Source organism: Paraburkholderia rhynchosiae (assembly GCF_002879865.1).
GTDB classification, from domain to species: Bacteria; Pseudomonadota; Gammaproteobacteria; order Burkholderiales; family Burkholderiaceae; genus Paraburkholderia; species Paraburkholderia rhynchosiae.
Map to the genome: position 1 here is coordinate 128,687 of NZ_PNXY01000005.1, position 16,747 is coordinate 145,433.

The 16,747-nt window shown below is 62.0% G+C and carries 15 protein-coding genes and 1 other RNA gene; 13 read left to right on the top strand and 3 right to left on the bottom strand.

Translation table 11 applies throughout. The features are described 5' to 3' along the window. Positions 1-220: 220 nt before the first annotated feature. The 4 genes from edd (at position 221) to C0Z16_RS08945 (ending at position 4,984) form a co-directional block, all read left to right on the top strand. Positions 221-2,152 carry a phosphogluconate dehydratase gene (gene edd, locus C0Z16_RS08930; protein WP_102631807.1) on the top strand — a complete coding sequence of 644 codons (1,932 nt, stop codon included), beginning with the start codon at positions 221-223 and terminating at the stop codon, positions 2,150-2,152. Between the two features lie 40 nt (positions 2,153-2,192). Further along, complete coding sequence (eda, locus tag C0Z16_RS08935) at positions 2,193-2,834, top strand: bifunctional 4-hydroxy-2-oxoglutarate aldolase/2-dehydro-3-deoxy-phosphogluconate aldolase (RefSeq protein ID WP_027800138.1); 642 nt, start codon at positions 2,193-2,195, stop codon at positions 2,832-2,834. 250 nt (positions 2,835-3,084) lie between these two features. Further along, positions 3,085-4,479, top strand: a complete 1,395-nt coding sequence (locus C0Z16_RS08940; RefSeq protein ID WP_102631808.1) for a GntP family permease — start codon at positions 3,085-3,087, stop codon at positions 4,477-4,479. A gap of 10 nt (positions 4,480-4,489) precedes the next feature. Beyond that, a complete protein-coding gene (locus C0Z16_RS08945) occupies positions 4,490-4,984 on the top strand; it encodes a gluconokinase (RefSeq protein WP_102631809.1) in 495 nt (164 codons plus the stop codon). 102 nt (positions 4,985-5,086) lie between these two features. Here C0Z16_RS08945 and purB read toward each other — a convergent pair whose 3' ends face one another. Together purB and C0Z16_RS38690 are read right to left on the bottom strand one after the other, a co-directional pair. Then, positions 5,087-6,475 (bottom strand): adenylosuccinate lyase, encoded by a 1,389-nt coding sequence (gene purB / locus C0Z16_RS08950; protein ID WP_102631810.1) that lies wholly within the window; start codon positions 6,473-6,475, stop codon positions 5,087-5,089. A gap of 40 nt (positions 6,476-6,515) precedes the next feature. Then, positions 6,516-6,797 carry a hypothetical protein gene (locus C0Z16_RS38690; RefSeq protein WP_244201205.1) on the bottom strand — a complete coding sequence of 94 codons (282 nt, stop codon included), beginning with the start codon at positions 6,795-6,797 and terminating at the stop codon, positions 6,516-6,518. A gap of 260 nt (positions 6,798-7,057) precedes the next feature. On the opposite strand from C0Z16_RS38690, the gene C0Z16_RS08960 reads away from it, so the two are divergent. From C0Z16_RS08960 to C0Z16_RS08985, 6 genes are all read left to right on the top strand, one after another. Beyond that, complete coding sequence (locus C0Z16_RS08960) at positions 7,058-8,014, top strand: LysR family transcriptional regulator (protein WP_102631811.1); 957 nt, start codon at positions 7,058-7,060, stop codon at positions 8,012-8,014. Positions 8,015-8,154: 140 nt separating this feature from the next. Continuing rightward, complete coding sequence (locus C0Z16_RS08965; RefSeq protein WP_102631812.1) at positions 8,155-9,468, top strand: Glu/Leu/Phe/Val family dehydrogenase; 1,314 nt, start codon at positions 8,155-8,157, stop codon at positions 9,466-9,468. A gap of 285 nt (positions 9,469-9,753) precedes the next feature. Further along, entirely contained in the window at positions 9,754-10,647 is an 894-nt protein-coding gene (locus tag C0Z16_RS08970) for a glutamate/aspartate ABC transporter substrate-binding protein (protein ID WP_102631813.1), read from the top strand. Between the two features lie 82 nt (positions 10,648-10,729). Further along, the gene (locus C0Z16_RS08975; protein WP_102631814.1) at positions 10,730-11,470 is read left to right on the top strand and encodes an amino acid ABC transporter permease; all 741 of its coding nucleotides are present in this window, start codon (positions 10,730-10,732) and stop codon (positions 11,468-11,470) included. Continuing rightward, positions 11,470-12,147, top strand: coding sequence for a glutamate/aspartate ABC transporter permease GltK (gene gltK / locus C0Z16_RS08980; RefSeq protein WP_102631815.1), 678 nt, complete (start codon positions 11,470-11,472; stop codon positions 12,145-12,147). The genes C0Z16_RS08975 and gltK overlap by 1 nt, the downstream gene beginning before the upstream one ends. Further along, positions 12,144-12,869: an amino acid ABC transporter ATP-binding protein gene (locus C0Z16_RS08985; protein ID WP_102631816.1), complete on the top strand. Its 726-nt coding sequence runs from the start codon at positions 12,144-12,146 to the stop codon at positions 12,867-12,869. Before gltK ends, C0Z16_RS08985 begins: the two co-directional genes overlap by 4 nt. A 111-nt stretch (positions 12,870-12,980) precedes the next feature. Here the strand turns inward: C0Z16_RS08985 and C0Z16_RS08990 are convergent, their stop codons facing one another. Further along, complete coding sequence (locus C0Z16_RS08990; protein ID WP_102631817.1) at positions 12,981-13,919, bottom strand: class II glutamine amidotransferase; 939 nt, start codon at positions 13,917-13,919, stop codon at positions 12,981-12,983. Between the two features lie 200 nt (positions 13,920-14,119). Here C0Z16_RS08990 and pyrC point away from each other — a divergent pair, with 200 nt between their 5' ends. From pyrC to rnpB, 3 genes are all read left to right on the top strand, one after another. Then, entirely contained in the window at positions 14,120-15,190 is a 1,071-nt protein-coding gene (pyrC, locus tag C0Z16_RS08995; protein WP_102631818.1) for a dihydroorotase, read from the top strand. Positions 15,191-15,201: 11 nt separating this feature from the next. Then, positions 15,202-16,266, top strand: a complete 1,065-nt coding sequence (locus tag C0Z16_RS09000; protein ID WP_102631819.1) for a DUF3025 domain-containing protein — start codon at positions 15,202-15,204, stop codon at positions 16,264-16,266. Continuing rightward, positions 16,255-16,668: RNase P RNA component class A (rnpB, locus tag C0Z16_RS09005), an RNA gene on the top strand. Before C0Z16_RS09000 ends, rnpB begins: the two co-directional genes overlap by 12 nt. Positions 16,669-16,747: the final 79 nt, after the last annotated feature.

The window sequence follows — 16,747 nt, forward strand, 5'->3', positions numbered from 1 at the left end:
TCTGCGCCGTAGGTGTTATCCCTAAGTCTTGCCTGATTTTCTCCTAACAGACGCCAGCAAGGCGTTTCACGGGAAAATACGGCGCCGCGACCCAGCGGGGATTCCGATTGCGGTCGTGTAGTTTTTCTACTAACATTGCCATCGTCGGTCGTTACGACGCCCCGCGATACCTACCTGGCATAGTGCTCGCGCGCCTGCCGCCAGCGACGAAGGAGTTCCGATGGTTTCCCCGCATTCGCAATTGTTGAAGGTCACGCAGCGCGTGGTCGAACGCAGCAAGCCAACTCGCGAGGCATATCTCGCCCGCATTCACCAGGCGCAGGGCAAGTTCCCGGCCCGCGGCGCGCTCTCCTGTGCCAATCTGGCCCACGGTTTCGCGGGCCTCGAAGGCAACGACAAGCTCGTCATCAAGCAGATTCGCGAGCCGAATATCGGCATCGTGTCCTCGTACAACGAGATGCTGTCGGCTCACGCGCCGTACAAAAACTACCCGGATATCATCAAACAGGCCGCGCGCGAAAACGGCGGTGTTGCGCAATTCGCGGGCGGCGTGCCGGCCATGTGCGACGGCGTCACACAAGGCAATGCTGGCATGGAGCTGTCGCTGTTCTCGCGCGAAGTCATCGCGATGAGCACGGCGGTCGCGCTCACCCACAACATGTTCGACGCGGCGCTGTGCCTGGGCATTTGCGACAAGATCGTGCCGGGCCTGTTAATCGGTGCGCTGCAATTCGGCCACCTGCCCACCATCTTCGTGCCGGCCGGCCCGATGACCAGCGGCCTGTCGAACGACGACAAAGCCAAGACCCGCCAGAAGTTCGCGACCGGCCAGTGCGGCCGCGACGCGCTGCTCGAAGCGGAAGCCGCCGCGTATCACGGCCACGGCACCTGCACGTTCTACGGCACCGCGAACAGCAATCAGATGCTCATGGAAATCATGGGGCTGCATCTGCCCGGTTCGGCTTTCGTGCATCCGCACACGCCTTTGCGCGACGCGTTGACTGCGCAGGCCGCGCGCCGCGTGCTCGATCTGACCGTGGAGCGCGGCAACTACATGCCGATCGGCCACGTCATCGACGAAAAGGCGATCGTCAACGGCATAGTCGCTTTGCTGGCGACGGGCGGCTCGACCAATCACACGCTGCACCTCGTTGCCATTGCGCGCGCGGCAGGCATCGTGATCGACTGGGACGACTTCGACACGCTGTCGCAAGCCGTGCCGCTGCTCGCGAAGATATACCCGAACGGCAAAGCCGACGTGAACCATTTCCACGCAGCCGGCGGCGTCGCGTTCCTGGTGCGCAATCTGCTCGAAGGCGGTTTGCTGCACGAAGACGTCAACACGGTGGTGGGCAAGGGACTGAAGCACTACACGGAAGAACCGAAGCTGATCGACGGCAAGCTGCAATGGGTGCCGGGCGCGCAAGCGAGCGAAGACACCGCGGTGCTGCGCGGCATCAAGGAGCCGTTCCAGCCGGACGGCGGCTTGCGTCTGATGCAAGGCAAGCTGGGACGCGGCGTGATCAAGATCTCGGCGGTCGCGCAACAGCATCGCAAGGTGAAGGCGCCGGCCATCGTGTTCGACTCGCAGGAAGCCGTGCAGGAAGCGTTCGACAACGGCGAACTGAAGCGCGACTTCATTGCCGTCGTGCGTTTTCAGGGCGCGCGGGCAAACGGCATGCCCGAGCTGCATCGTTTGACGCCGCTGCTCGGTGTGTTGCAGGATCAAGGTTTCCACGTCGCATTGGTGACTGACGGCCGCATGTCGGGCGCGTCGGGCAAGGTGCCGGCGGTGATTCATCTGTCGCCGGAAGCACTGTTGCAAGGGCCGATCGGCAAAGTCCGCACCGGCGACATGCTCGTGATCGACGCCGAAGCCGGCGTGCTTGACGTCGAGATCGACGCGGCCGAGTGGGCTGCGCGGCCGGGCGCGGCACCGCTGCATCAGGCGGAGAACGAAGTCGGCTTTGGCCGAGAACTGTTCGGCGTTTTCCGCGCGGCGGCAGCGCCCGCGGAGCAGGGCGCCTCGGTATTCGGCGCAATGGTGGGCGAGCATCCGGCCTCGCACGGCGAGCACGCCGCAGCGTCGTCTGCCACGAAACACGCCGGTCAGCGCGGCGAAACACATACAAGCACCACTCAGGCCAGCTAAGCAAGCCAACCAGGCGGCCGCAGAAACAAGGAGTTTGACTATGACGTCGAAAACAGTAAGCGATATCGTGCGCCTCGGCCCGGTGATTCCGGTGCTCGCGTTCGACTCCGTCGAGCAGGGCGAACACGTATCGCGCGCATTGCATGCGGGTGGCGTGAAGGTGCTCGAAATCACGCTGCGCACGGCGGCCGGGCTGGAGGCGATCGAGCGCGCGAGCCAGTTGGCCGAAGATATCGTGGTCGGCGTAGGCACGATCACGAAGCCTGAGCACTGCGCTCAGGCGAAGAAGGCGGGCGCGCAGTTCGGCGTCTCGCCGGGCCTCACCAAGGACATGCACAAAGCCGCACAGGATGCAGGCTTGCCGCTCCTGCCTGGCGTGATGACGCCGAGCGACATTATCACCGCGCTCGAACTCGGCTATGAAATCGTGAAGTTTTTCCCGGCGCAGCAGGCGGGCGGCGTGCCGATGCTGCAAGCTTTTCATGGCCCGTTCCCGACGCTGAAGTTCTGCCCGACAGGCGGCATTACCGCGGAAACCGCCACGCACTTCCTGTCGCTGCCGAATGTGGTGTGCGTCGGTGGCTCTTGGCTCACGCCGAAAGCCGCACTGGCCGCGCAAAACTGGGACGAAGTCACGCGTCTCGCGCGCGCCGCCAGCCAGTTGGCCGCGCCTGCTCACTAGTACCTATCCGCCGCATTCAAGTCAGTCAGTAGGTCAGGGAATTAAGGGCCTCGTCGATACAGCCAGTCGGGCTGTTGCGGCGAGGCTTCGTTGCAAATATGCGCGCTGGTTTCGCGGGCTTTTAGAGACAACAGACAGTAAAATTCAGCGTCCGCGTGGCGTATCCATTTCAGACGCCGGGCCGGTCGCCATGAGACGAGGTGGCTGCCGTCTTCCGTACCCACAATCAATAACGCAAAGGAGGAGCTTCATGGAAGCTGTTCACGGCAGCACGCTGCTGGTATTCGCGGTGATCGCCATCGCCTTGCTGATCTTGCTGATCACGCGCTACAAGGTCTATCCGTTTATCGTTCTGATCGTAGTGTCGCTGCTGCTCGGGCTCGCGGCCGGCATGCCGATGTCGACCATCGTCAAATCGTTCGAAACCGGCAATGGCAATACGCTCGGGCACATCGCCGTGGTGGTGGGTCTCGGCACGATGCTCGGCAAGATGATGGCCGAATCGGGCGGCGCCGAGCGCATCGCCACGACGCTGATCAACTGGTTCGGCGAGAAGAACATTCACTGGGCGATGATGGTCGTCGCGATCATCGTCGGTTTGCCGGTGTTCTTCGAAGTCGGCTTCGTGTTGCTGATTCCGATTGCCTTCAACGTTGCAAAGCGCACCAACAAATCGCTGCTGCTGGTCGGCTTGCCGATGGTCGCGGGTCTCTCCGTCGTGCACGGACTGATTCCGCCGCACCCGGCCGCGATGCTCGCCGTGCAGCAGTATCACGCGGATATCGGCAAGACGATCGCCTACGGCCTGATCGTCGGCGTGCCGACGGCCATCGTCGCGGGGCCGCTGTTCGCGCTGCTGATGAGCCGCTATGTCAAGCTGCCGAAAGATAACCCGCTCGCCGCGCAATTTCTCAACAGGGACGAGGTGCCGCTGTCCGGCACGCCGGGCGGCGCAAACGCGGCGCCGAAGCGTGAACTGCCGAGTTTCGGCATCACGCTCTTTACGGTTCTGCTGCCGGTGATCCTGATGCTGGTGGGCAGTTGGGCCGATCTGGTCTTCACGCCGAAGACCTTGCCAAACGATCTACTGCATTTCGTCGGCAACTCGGACGTCGCGCTGCTGATTGCGGTGCTGGTCAGCTTCTGGACCTTCGGCGCGAGCCGCGGTTTCAATCGCGATCAGATCCAGAAGTTCTGCGGCGAATGTCTTGCGCCGATCGCGGGCATTACGCTGATTGTCGGCGCGGGCGGCGGTTTCGGGCGCGTGTTGATGGATAGCGGCATTTCCAAAGAAATCGTTGCTGCGGCGACCGCGGCGCATCTGTCGCCGTTGCTGTTCGGCTGGCTGGTCGCGGCGCTGATCCGTCTCGCCACGGGTTCGGCGACTGTCGCGATGACGACCGCCTGCGGCATCGTCGCGCCGATCGCAGCGGCAAGCGGCGTGCAGGTCAAGCCGGAGTTGATGGTGCTGGCAACCGGCTCGGGCTCGCTGATCTTCTCGCACGTGAACGACGGCGGCTTCTGGCTGATCAAGGAGTATTTCGGTATGACGGTGGGGCAGACCTTCAAGACATGGTCGCTCCTCGAGACCATCATTTCGCTGATGGGTTTGCTGTTGACCTTCGCGCTCGCGGCGGTCCTGTAAGGAGCTTTTGATGATTCTGATCGCAATGGGCGTGTCGGGCGCCGGCAAGACGAGAATTGGCGAGATGCTGGCCGAGCGCCTGCACTGCGCGTTCACCGACGGCGACGCGTTTCACAGCGCCGCCAACAAGGAGAAGATGCACCACGGCATTCCGCTCACCGACGAAGACCGGTGGCCGTGGCTGAAAACTATCCGCGCCGCGATCGAAGAAAAGCAGAAGGCGGGCGAGACGGCGGTGTTCACCTGTTCGTCGCTGAAGCGCTCGTATCGCGACATCTTGCGCGACGGCGACAAGGACGTGTGCTTCGTTTATCTCAAGGGCTCGCGCCAGTTGCTTGAAGAGCGACTGACCACGCGTACAGGCCATTTCTTCGATCCGTCGCTGCTGCAAAGCCAGCTGGATACGCTCGAAGAACCGGACTCGGAGGAGGCGATTACGGTGAGCATCGAACTGTCGCCGGAACAGATCGTCGACGACGTGTTAAAGCAGGTCGAGCAGCGGTAACTTGCTAGCTCGCTGTTCGGATGTAGAAAAGCCGCTCCATGGAGCGGCTTTTCTTTTGCCTCGAGGAACAACCAGCGAGGCACGTAATGCTTGCAGCAGCAGTTAGCCGATGCGCTTAGCCAGTTCGACTGCCTTGCCGATGTACGAACCCGGCGTCATGGCGAGCAAGCGGTCTTTCGCATCCTGCGGAATAGCCAGGCCACCGACGAACGTTTGCAGCGCCTCACGCGTGATGCCCTTGCCGCGCGTCAGCTCCTTCAACTGCTCGTACGGATTTTCAATGCCGTAGCGACGCATGACGGTTTGCACCGGCTCGGCCAGCACTTCCCAGCAGTTATCGAGGTCTTCGTTCAGGCGCTGCGCATTCACTTCCAGCTTGTCCAGACCGCGGATCAGCGAGTCGTACGCTAGCAGTGAATAACCGAACGCGACGCCCATATTGCGCAGCACCGTGGAATCGGTCAGGTCACGCTGCCAGCGCGACACGGGCAGCTTGTCCGCGAGATGGCGCAGCGTCGCATTCGCGAGACCCAGGTTGCCTTCCGAGTTTTCGAAGTCGATCGGATTGACCTTGTGGGGCATCGTCGACGAACCGATTTCGCCAGCCTTCGTGCGCTGCTTGAAGTAGCCGACCGAGATATAGCCCCAGACGTCGCGGTCAAGATCCAGCAGGATCGTGTTGGCGCGCGCCACGGCGTCGAACAATTCGGCCATATAGTCATGCGGCTCGATCTGGATCGTGTACGGATTGAACGCAAGCTTCAGGCGCTGTTCGACCACTTCGCGCGAGAACGCTTCCCAGTCGAATTCCGGATACGCCGACAAATGCGCGTTGAAGTTGCCGACCGCGCCGTTCATCTTGCCGAGGAGTTCGACCTTCGCGATACGGTCAATTGCGCGATCAAGGCGCGCGGCCACGTTGGCGATTTCCTTACCGAGCGTGGTCGGGCTAGCCGGCTGGCCGTGCGTGCGCGAGAGCATCGGCTGGGCGGCGTGCGCGTGAGCCAGCGCGACGAGCCTCTGATGCACCGAGCGCAGCGCCGGCAGAATGACGTGCTCGCGGGCGCCTGCGAGCATCAGACCATGCGACGTGTTGTTGATGTCTTCCGACGTGCACGCGAAGTGGATGAACTCACTCGCTTTTTCCAGTTCTTCCTGCCCCTTCACCGACTCCTTCAGCCAGTACTCGACCGCTTTCACGTCGTGATTCGTCACGCGCTCGATTTCCTTGATGCGCGCGGCGTCGTGCGCGGTGAAGCGCTCGGCCAGTTGTAGCAGGAATTGCTCGGCGGCTTCGGAAAAGCGCGGCACTTCGGCGAAACCTGCGCGCGACAGCGCGATCAGCCAATGGATTTCAACCGTCACGCGATTGCGCATGAACGCAGCTTCCGAGAGCCAATCACGCAGGGCTTCGGTTTTCGACGCATAGCGGCCGTCGAGCGGAGAGAGCGCATTCAGCGCGAACAGAGTGTCGGGGCGGGTGTCGGACATGATGGCGGCTGGGTGTAAGCGTTGAGCGCTGACTGGGCACTCAGCGAGCACTCAGTAAGCGAATCGGAACGGAGGGAACCGCGAATTTTACCACCAGACGGGGCAGCCCCGATTCCGCAGGCCGCCTTGAGACCGCCAGCCGGGCCGCGACGCTCAAGCCGGCGAACCTTGGTAGCAGGGAAACAGCGCGGGAAGGATGAATGACGGCATCGAGAATCAGCCATTGCCAGTCGACCTGCTGACGCAGCACGCAACGCGCAATGGCCGGCAGCAGGTGTTCGCGATTGGCTGTCGGCGTGATGATGGAGGCGAGTGGAGGCATGGGCTAGGGCCGCGTTGCGCGGCGAGATGAGTGAGCGTTGATCGATGCGTGCCAGTCGTGGCCGCAGGAACGTGGAGCGGAATCGGATCGACCGCCCGCGTTCCGGCCGACGCAAGATGTCGACGCGCGGCTCGCGGACCTATCGGCGGAACCCCATTTTCTGGCGAAGCTGCGATAAAGCGGCCGCAAGCAAAGCAGGCGCGCCTCGCGGCACCCACTAGAATGCTGACTTCTTCTTTCTCGCCGGCAGCAGGCTTCGCATGGAACTGAAATGGCTCGAAGACTTCGTTTCGCTCGCGGAAACGCGTAGTTTCAGCCGCTCGGCTGAATTGCGTCATGTCACGCAGCCGGCGTTTTCGCGGCGCATTCAGGCGCTCGAGGCGTGGCTCGGCACCGAACTGATCGACCGCTCGGTTTATCCGACGCGGCTCACGGCGGCGGGTCAGGTATTCAACGAGCAGGCGCTCGCGATGCTCTCGCAGTTTCACGAGGCCCGCGCGCTGTTACGCGGCCATACAGCGACGCCGCAAGCGACCATCGAATTCGCCGTGCCTCACACGCTGTCGCTCACCTATTTCCCGCGCTGGCTGCAACGCATCGAGGCGCAGATGGGCCCGATCCATACGCGATTGCGCGCGCTCAACGTGCACGATGCGGCGTTGTCGCTAGTGGAAGGCGGTTGCGATCTGATGATGGGTTATCACCATCCGAGTCATCCGGTCGCGCTCGATCCCGCCCGCTATGACATGCTGACGCTCGGCAACGAGCCGATCAGCCCGTTCTCCGCGCCCGGGCGAGCAGGGCGGCCCCGGCACACGTTGCCGGGCACGGCCGAAGCGCCCACGCCTTATCTGTCGTACACACCGAACGCCTATTTGGGCCGCATGACGGAGGTGATTCTCGCCAACGCGCCCGAGCGCCTGTATCTGGACCGCCTCTATGAAACCGATATGGCCGAGGGTCTCAAGGCGATGGCGCTGGCGGGCCACGGCATCGCCTTTCTGCCGCACAGCGCGGTGGACGACGCGGTCGCCGACGGCAAGTTGATCCGTCTCGACCGTGCGACGCGCGGCACGCCCGAAGGCCAGCTCACGCTCACCATGGAGATACGTCTCTACCGCGATAAACTGGCGGCAAAAAGCGACGATGCTCGGCAGATACTCGTGAGGCAGTTGTGGGACGTGGTGTCGGAAGAACTGGCGCGCGGCGGCGCCTGAAAAAAACTGCCTGCCAACGACGCGAAATTGCAGCTTCCCAAACGTTATGCAAAAAAAACATAATCGGATAAGGAAACGGCATTGGATTTCAAAACGGCGTTTTTCGACAATGCTGCTATTCGATCAACGCCGGAGCGTTCATGTCTTCCCAGCAGCAAGTCGCAGAATCCGCCTCATCGTTGCAATCCATTCCCTCCTATCTGAATAGCGAAGACCTCGGCCCGTGGGGTAACTACCTGCGCCAGGTCGACCGGGTCGCGCCGTACCTCGGCTCGCTGTCCCGCTGGCTCGAAACCCTGAAGCGCCCGAAGCGCATTCTGATCGTCGACGTGCCTATCGAACTCGATAACGGCACTGTCGCGCACTTCGAGGGCTACCGTGTGCAGCACAACGTGTCGCGCGGTCCGGGCAAGGGCGGCGTGCGCTATCACCAGGACGTGACGCTGTCGGAAGTGATGGCGCTGTCCGCGTGGATGTCGGTGAAGAACGCTGCGGTGAACGTGCCTTACGGCGGCGCCAAGGGCGGCATCCGTGTCGACCCGCGCACCTTGTCGCGCGGTGAGCTGGAGCGCATGACGCGCCGCTATACGAGCGAAATCGGCATCATCATCGGACCGAATACCGACATTCCCGCGCCGGACGTGAACACGAACGAGCAGATCATGGCGTGGATGATGGACACGTACTCCATGAACCAGGGCCAAACGGCGACGGGTGTGGTGACCGGCAAGCCGATCACGCTCGGCGGATCGCTCGGCCGCCGCGAAGCGACGGGCCGCGGCGTGTTCGTGGTCGGCTGCGAAGCGGCGCGCCGCATTGGCTTCGATATCGAAGGCGCGCGCATTGCCGTGCAAGGCTTCGGCAACGTCGGCGGGATCGCGGCACGTCTGTTCCAGGAAGCGGGCGCGAAGGTGGTCGCGGTGCAGGATCACACCGGCTCGCTCTACAAGTCGACGGGTATCGATGCGGTCGCGCTGCTCGATCACGTGGCGAAGACGGGTGGCGTCGGTGGTTTCCCTGAAGCCGACTCGGTGACGAACGAAGAATTCTGGACGGTGGAATCGGACATCCTGATCCCGGCAGCGCTCGAAAACCAGATCACCGAGAAGAACGCCGGCAAGATCAAGACGAAGATCGTCGTGGAAGGCGCGAACGGTCCGACCACCACGGCGGCTGACGACATCCTGCACGATCGCGGCATCCTCGTGATTCCGGATGTAGTGGCCAACGCGGGTGGCGTTACGGTGTCTTACTTCGAGTGGGTGCAGGACTTCTCGAGCTTCTTCTGGACCGAAGACGAAATCAATCAGCGCCTCGAGCGTGTGATGCGCGAAGCGTTTGCCGCGGTGTGGCAGGTGTCGAGCGAGCAGAAGGTGTCGGTGCGGACGGCGGCATTTATCGTCGCGTGTAAGCGGATTCTGCAAGCGCGCGAAATGCGCGGCCTGTATCCCTGATTGTTGCTTGTAACTCGAGGAAACGGCGGGTCTGCTACCTTGCGGATCTGCCGCGCATTTCACGTGAATGCGCATGCTTGAACGCGCTCCACAAGAGCGCGTGTTGCACCCGGCGGGCGGCATCGGATCGATGTCGCCCGCCTTTGCATATCAGGAAACGTTGACCGACTACGCGAAGCCGCCGCCAGGCAATAGCGGCGTACACGCAACAACAATGGTTTATAGCCATACTTTCAGAATAATTACTTTGCTAAACTGGCGCCGTTCTTGCCAAGGAGATCAAACATGAAGGTTAAAAAAGCTGCGCTGCTGCTCGCGACTCTCGGACTGTTTACGGTTGGCGCGCATGCGCAAGACGCTGGTACGCTGAAGAAAATCAAGGACACGGGCGTCATTTCGCTGGGCCATCGCGAATCGTCGATTCCGTTTTCTTACTACGACGACAAGCAGAACGTCATCGGTTATTCGCAGGAATTCGCGCTGAAGGTGGTCGAGGCAGTCAAGCAGAAGCTGAACATGCCGAACCTGAAAGTGAAACTGACGCCGGTCACGTCACAAAACCGTATTCCGCTGGTGCAGAACGGCACCGTCGACATGGAATGCGGCTCAACCACGAATAACGCCGAGCGCCAGCAACAAGTGGCGTTCTCGAACACGATCTTCGTGATCGGTACGCGCTTGATGACCAAGAAGGATTCGGGCATCAAGGACTGGGCCGACCTGAAGGGCAAGACGGTCGTGACGACCGCCGGCACCACCTCCGAGCGCCTGCTTCGCAAGATGAATCAGGACAAGAGCATGGGCATGAACATCATCAGCGCGAAGGATCACGGCGAGTCGTTCCTGACGCTGTCCACGGGTCGCGCCGCTGCGTTCATGATGGACGACGCATTGCTCGCCGGCGAGCGCGCGAAGTCGAACACACCGAACGATTTCGTGATCGTCGGCACGCCGCAGTCGCATGAAGCTTACGGCTGCATGCTGCGCAAGAACGATCCGGAGTTCAAGAAGGTCGTCGACGAGGCAATCGCGAAGGTCGAAACTTCGGGCGAAGCGGATCAGATCTACAAGAAGTGGTTCGAATCGCCGATTCCGCCGAAGGGTCTTAACCTGAACTTCCCGGAAAGCGACGACATCAAGGCGCTCTACAAGAGCCCGAATGACAAGGCAATCGATTAAACCTTAGCTGTTTTTTTGAAACGCTGAATGAAACGGAAGGGGCAACGCGCTTCTTCCGTTTCTTTTTGCTGGAGTCTTGGTCATGTCATATCACTGGAACTGGGGCATTCTGCTGAGTCCGGTCTCCACCGGCGAGCCGACCACCTATCTGGGCTGGCTGCTGTCGGGCTTCTGGGTGACGATTACCGTGTCACTGTCGGCATGGGTGATCGCGTTGATTGTCGGTTCGTTATTTGGCGTGCTGCGCACCGTGCCGAATAAATGGGCGTCGGGCATCGGCACCGTTTATGTCGCGATTTTCCGCAATGTTCCGCTGATCGTGCAGTTCTTCATCTGGTATCTGGTGATACCGGAGTTGCTGCCGGTCTCGATGGGCACCTGGTTCAAGCAACTGCCGCCCAGCGCGCAGTTCTTCTCGTCGTCGATCATCTGTCTCGGACTCTTCACCGCTGCGCGCGTGTGCGAGCAGGTGCGCTCGGGCATCAATGCGTTGCCGCGCGCCCAGCGCGCCGCGGGTCTGGCAATGGGCTTCACGCAATGGCAGACGTATCGGTATGTGCTGCTGCCCGTCGCGTATCGGATCATCGTGCCGCCGCTTACTTCTGAGTTCCTGAACATCTTCAAGAACTCGGCGGTGGCGTCGACAATCGGCCTGCTGGATTTGTCCGCTCAGGCGCGTCAACTCGTCGACTACACGTCGCAGACGTATGAGTCGTTTATCGCAGTCACGCTGGCCTACGTGCTGATCAACCTGGTCGTGATGCAACTGATGCGCTGGATTGAAGCCAGGACTCGGTTGCCCGGCTATATCGGAGGCAAGTGATGCACCATTTCGACTGGAGCGGTATTCCGGGCGCACTGCCTACGTTGTGGACCGGCGCCATCGTCACGCTCAAGATCACGCTGATCGCGATCGTGATCGGCATCGTGTGGGGCACGGTTCTCGCGATTTTGCGGCTGTCGTCGTTCAAGCCTTTCGAGTGGTTCGCGAAGGGCTACGTGACGATTTTCCGTTCGATCCCGCTGGTGATGGTCCTGCTGTGGTTCTTCCTGATCGTGCCGCAGGTGCTGCAGAACGTGCTCGGGCTGTCGCCGGATATCGATATTCGTCTCGCGTCCGCGATGGTCGCATTCTCGCTGTTCGAGGCGGCGTACTATTCGGAGATCATCCGCGCGGGTATTCAGTCCGTGCCGCGCGGGCAGGTCAACGCGTCGTTCGCGCTCGGCATGAACTACGCGCAGTCCATGCGCCTCGTGGTGCTGCCGCAGGCATTCCGCGCAATGGTGCCGCTGCTGCTCACGCAGGGCATCGTGCTGTTTCAGGATACGTCGCTCGTCTATGTGATCAGCCTCGCCGATTTCTTCCGCACCGCCACGAATATTGGCGACCGTGACGGCACGAATGTCGAAATGGTACTGTTCGCGGGCGCGTGTTATTTCGTGATCTGTGTGATCGCGTCGAGCCTCGTCAAAGGTCTTCAGAAAAAGGTCGCAAGATGATCTCTATCAAGAATGTTTCGAAGTGGTACGGCCAGTTTCAGGTGCTGACGGACTGCACGACGGAAGTCAAAAAGGGTGAAGTGGTCGTGGTGTGCGGGCCGTCGGGTTCGGGCAAGTCCACGCTGATCAAAACCGTCAACGGTCTCGAGCCGTTCCAGAAGGGCGAGATCATCATCAACGGCCAATCGCTGACCGACAAGAAAACCAACCTGTCGAAGCTGCGCTCGAAGGTCGGCATGGTGTTCCAGCACTTCGAGCTGTTCCCGCATCTGTCGATCGTGCAAAACCTCACGCTCGCGCAGATCAAGGTGCTCGGCCGCTCGAAGGACGAAGCGGCGGTGAAGGGCGCCAAGCTGCTCGACCGCGTCGGTCTGCGCGCCCATGCTGATAAGTTCCCGGGGCAGTTGTCGGGCGGTCAGCAACAGCGTGTGGCGATTGCCCGCGCGTTGTCGATGGACCCGATCGCCATGCTGTTCGACGAACCGACGTCGGCGCTCGATCCGGAAATGATCAACGAAGTGCTCGACGTGATGGTCGAACTCGCGCAGGAAGGCATGACCATGATGTGCGTGACGCACGAAATGGGCTTTGCAAAGAAGGTCGCGCATCGCGTGATCTTCATGGACAAGGGCTTGATCGTGGAAGACGACCGCAAGGACGATTTCTTCGACAATCCGAAGTCGGATCGCGCGAAGGATTTTCTTGCGAAGATTCTGCACTGAGATTGCGATTGCGGCGGCGTTTCGCGTCTGATCTACCCGCCAGTGCTCCAGAGAAAAGCCGCCCAAAAGAGCGGCTTTTTTATTGCTGAAACGCTGTTACCCGGCCTGTGCTCAGGACTCGAACGCCGCGGCGTCGTCCGCCGCTTCAAGATCGACTTCGGCCTCGGCCATGGCCGGCGTGGCCGACACCGAGGCCGCTATCGTACTAGCGGAAGCGGACGCATCCAGAGCCGGATTGCGCAGCTTCTCCAGCACCGAAGCTGGCACAGGCACATTGACGCGGCCGATCACGTCGCCGTGCTGAAACATCATCAGGTCGCCGGGTTGGAAGGCGGTCCACACTTCGTTGTCGGTCAGAGGCTGCGTCGCGATCACCGCGACACGGTCTTCCGGCGTCGTGTACTTGGCGAAGTCAATGGAGACGTCCGCATCGACGAGATGCGCGGTGGAGAAGGGCCAGCGCCGCACGATGTAATGCAGGTGCGTCGAGCAATGCGCGAACAGCGCCTGGCCGTTCGACATCAGGAAATTGAACACGCCGAACTGCGTGATCTCGCGCGTGAGTGTTTCGAGCGCCGTGAAGAGTTCATTGAGCGGCGGTTGCTGCGCGCCGGGAAATGCCTTGCGCAGACCTTCGAGCAACGCGCAAAAAGCGAGCTCGCTGTCGGTCGTGCCGACTGCCTGATACACGCCCGTGAGCACCGGCGAATAAGCCTTGAGATCGCCGTTGTGCGCGAAGATCCAGTGGCGCCCCCACAGTTCGCGCATGAACGGATGGCAGTTTTCCAGCAGGATGTGCCCTTGCGTCGCCTTACGAATATGCGCGATGGTGTTCTTCGACTTGATCGGATAGCGCTTGACCATCTCGGCGATCGGCGAGGTGGCCGACGACTGATGGTCGATGAACAGGCGGCACGCTTTGTCTTCGAAGAAGGCGATGCCCCAGCCGTCGGCATGGTGATCGGTGACGCCGCCGCGCGCCGCAAAACCGGTGAACGAGAACGTGACGTCCGTCGGCGCGGCGCAGTTCATTCCGAGAAGTTGGCACATGTTGCGGGTAAGCCTGTGAACGGGGCGAGCCGTTACAATGATGATTTTCCAAGCATATCACCGAGCCAGAAACGCCAAATAGCAAAATTGACGTGTGTTCAGGCCGCAACACGGCGGTTTGACCTCATCCTTGGCGCATTGCTCGCGCATTTGTTCATATTCGTCGCTGCTTCCCGTTCTGCTTTCGCTCTCCTTTCGCCATGAACGATTCCAACGCTTCTCCTGATCCCCGCGACTCGATCACGCTCGCCCGCCCGGATGACTGGCATTTGCACGTCCGCGACGGCGCCATGCTCGCCGCCGTGTTGCCGGACACCGCGCGCCAGTTCGGACGCGCGATCATCATGCCGAACCTGAAGCCGCCGGTCACGACCACGGCGATGGCGCAGGCGTACCGCGAGCGGATCGTGGCCGCCATCCCGCCGGATGCGAAGTTCGAGCCGCTGATGACGCTGTATCTGACCGACAACACGCCGCCCGACGAAATCCGTCGCGCGCGCGAAAGCGGCTTCGTGCACGGCGTGAAGCTCTACCCGGCCGGGGCGACGACCAACTCGGACGCGGGCGTGACCGACATCATGAAGTGCGCGAAAACGCTCGAAGTGATGCAGGAAACGGGCATGCCGCTGCTCGTGCATGGCGAAGTGACGGACTCGTCGATCGACCTGTTCGACCGCGAAAAGGTGTTTATCGATCGGGTGATGACGCCGTTGCGCCGCGAGTTTCCGGCGCTGAAAGTGGTGTTCGAGCACATCACCACCAAAGACGCGGTCGACTACATCCGTGAAGCCGGCGTGGCGCCGAGCCTGCTGGGTGCGACGATCACCGCGCACCATCTGCTGTACAACCGCAATGCGATTTTCCAGGGTGGCATCCGCCCGCATTACTACTGCCTGCCGGTGCTTAAACGGGAGACGCATCGCGTAGCGCTGGTCGAGGCGGCCACGTCGGGCAATCCGCGCTTCTTCCTCGGCACCGACAGCGCGCCGCATCCGAAGGGCTTGAAGGAACATGCTTGCGGCTGCGCGGGCTGCTACACGGCGCTGCACGCGCTGGAACTCTATACGGAAGCCTTCGATAAGGCCGGCGCGTTGGACATGCTCGAAGGCTTTGCGAGCTTCTTCGGTGCAGATTTTTACGGTCTGGCGCGCAGCGCGGAGAAGATCACGCTGCGTCGGGAAGAATGGACGCTGCCGGCCGAGCTGCCGGTCGGCGATACGCCGGTGGTGCCGCTGCGTGGCGGCGAGTCGATCGGTTGGCGGCTGGTTTGAGGCTTTGCTAGATGCAGAGTGACGCGGCCGCGGGTGTGAGCGCAAACGACGGTGAGGGCGCAGGGGCGACTCTGGGCGCGGTAGCGGCGGCACCCGCGTCTAGTGCAGCAAGTGTCGCGAGTGCAGCAGGTGCGGCAAGTGCAGCAAGTGCGGCGACAGGCGTCGCGGCAAGCTCGGCGGCAACTGCGGCGCCAACCGCGGCTCCAGGTGCGCCGGTGCCCGACGCGTGCCCAGACCCTGCACTGTCAAGCTTCGCCGCGATCGACTGGTCGAAGCCGTGGTTCGCGCACTTCGCCCAGCGCTGCCAGCGCTGGCAGCGTGCCGCGCTAACGAGCTACGCGGCCTTGCTGGCCGAAATGAACGCCGACGCCGATGAGACGCGCCAGACCACAGGCCGCGGCGAGCGCCTGGTGTTTATCGCACAGGACGACCTGCCACCAGGCGCGGCCTACGAGGCGCATATCGCGTCGACCGGCGGCGTGCCGACGCGCCACAATCTGCACGACTTCTTCAACGCGTCGATGTGGTTCGCCTTTCCGCGCATCAAGGCGGCGCTCAATGCGCGACAGTCGGCGGCGATCGACCTGCTGGGCGTCGGCCCGACCCGCGGCGGCGTGCGCGACGCGTTGACTCTCTTCGACGAAAACGCACTGCTGTTCGCTTGCGCCGATCCGGCTTTGAGCGCCGCGCTGCGCGGCTTCGACTGGCAGACGCTGCTCCTCGACCGGCGCGACGCATGGGGCGTGAGCTGCGAGGTGCGCTGCTTCGGCCATGCGCTGCTGGAAAAGCTGATTGCGCCGTTCAAGGCGTGCACGGGACATGCGTGGATCGTCGAGGTGCCGTCCGCGTACTTCCAGTGGGACACCGCTGCACGCGACGCGTGGCTGGACGAGGCCGTCAGCACCGCTTTGCTGAACACCGACGCGCTGACGAGCCGGCAGTTCGCGCCGCTCCCGGTGCTGGGAATTCCGCGCTGGTGGCCCGAGAACGAGGCGCCGGCCTTTTACGACGACAAATCCGTATTCCGCTCGGGCCGGCGCGCAGATGTTAAAATCGGCGCCAGCAAAGCAGGCTAGGCAGTCGCGGCCTCGGCGGCTTCGGCCAAAGAGGGCGAGGAAAGTCCGGACTCCACAGGGCAGGGTGATGGCTAACGGCCATCCGTGGCGACACGCGGAACAGGGCAACAGAAAGCAAACCGCCGATGGCCCGGCGCAAGTCGGGATCAGGTAAGGGTGAAACGGTGCGGTAAGAGCGCACCGCGGCTGCTGCAAGGCAGACCGGCACGGTAACCTCCACCCGGAGCAATTCCAAGTAGGCAGGCGCGCATCTTCGAGATGCAGGACGGGGCCCCCGTCTCGTCTGCGGGTAGGAAGCTTGAGCGTGTCAGTAATGGCGCGCCTAGAGGAATGGCTGCCACACGCGTCGCGTTTTCGGGCGCAGCGCGTGCACAGAATCCGGCTTATCGGCCTGCTTTGCCACTCATCACAAAAAATGCCGGCGTCTTTTGGGATGCCGGCATTTTTCATTTGCGCGTTCGGCGTTCCGGCTATGGCCGCA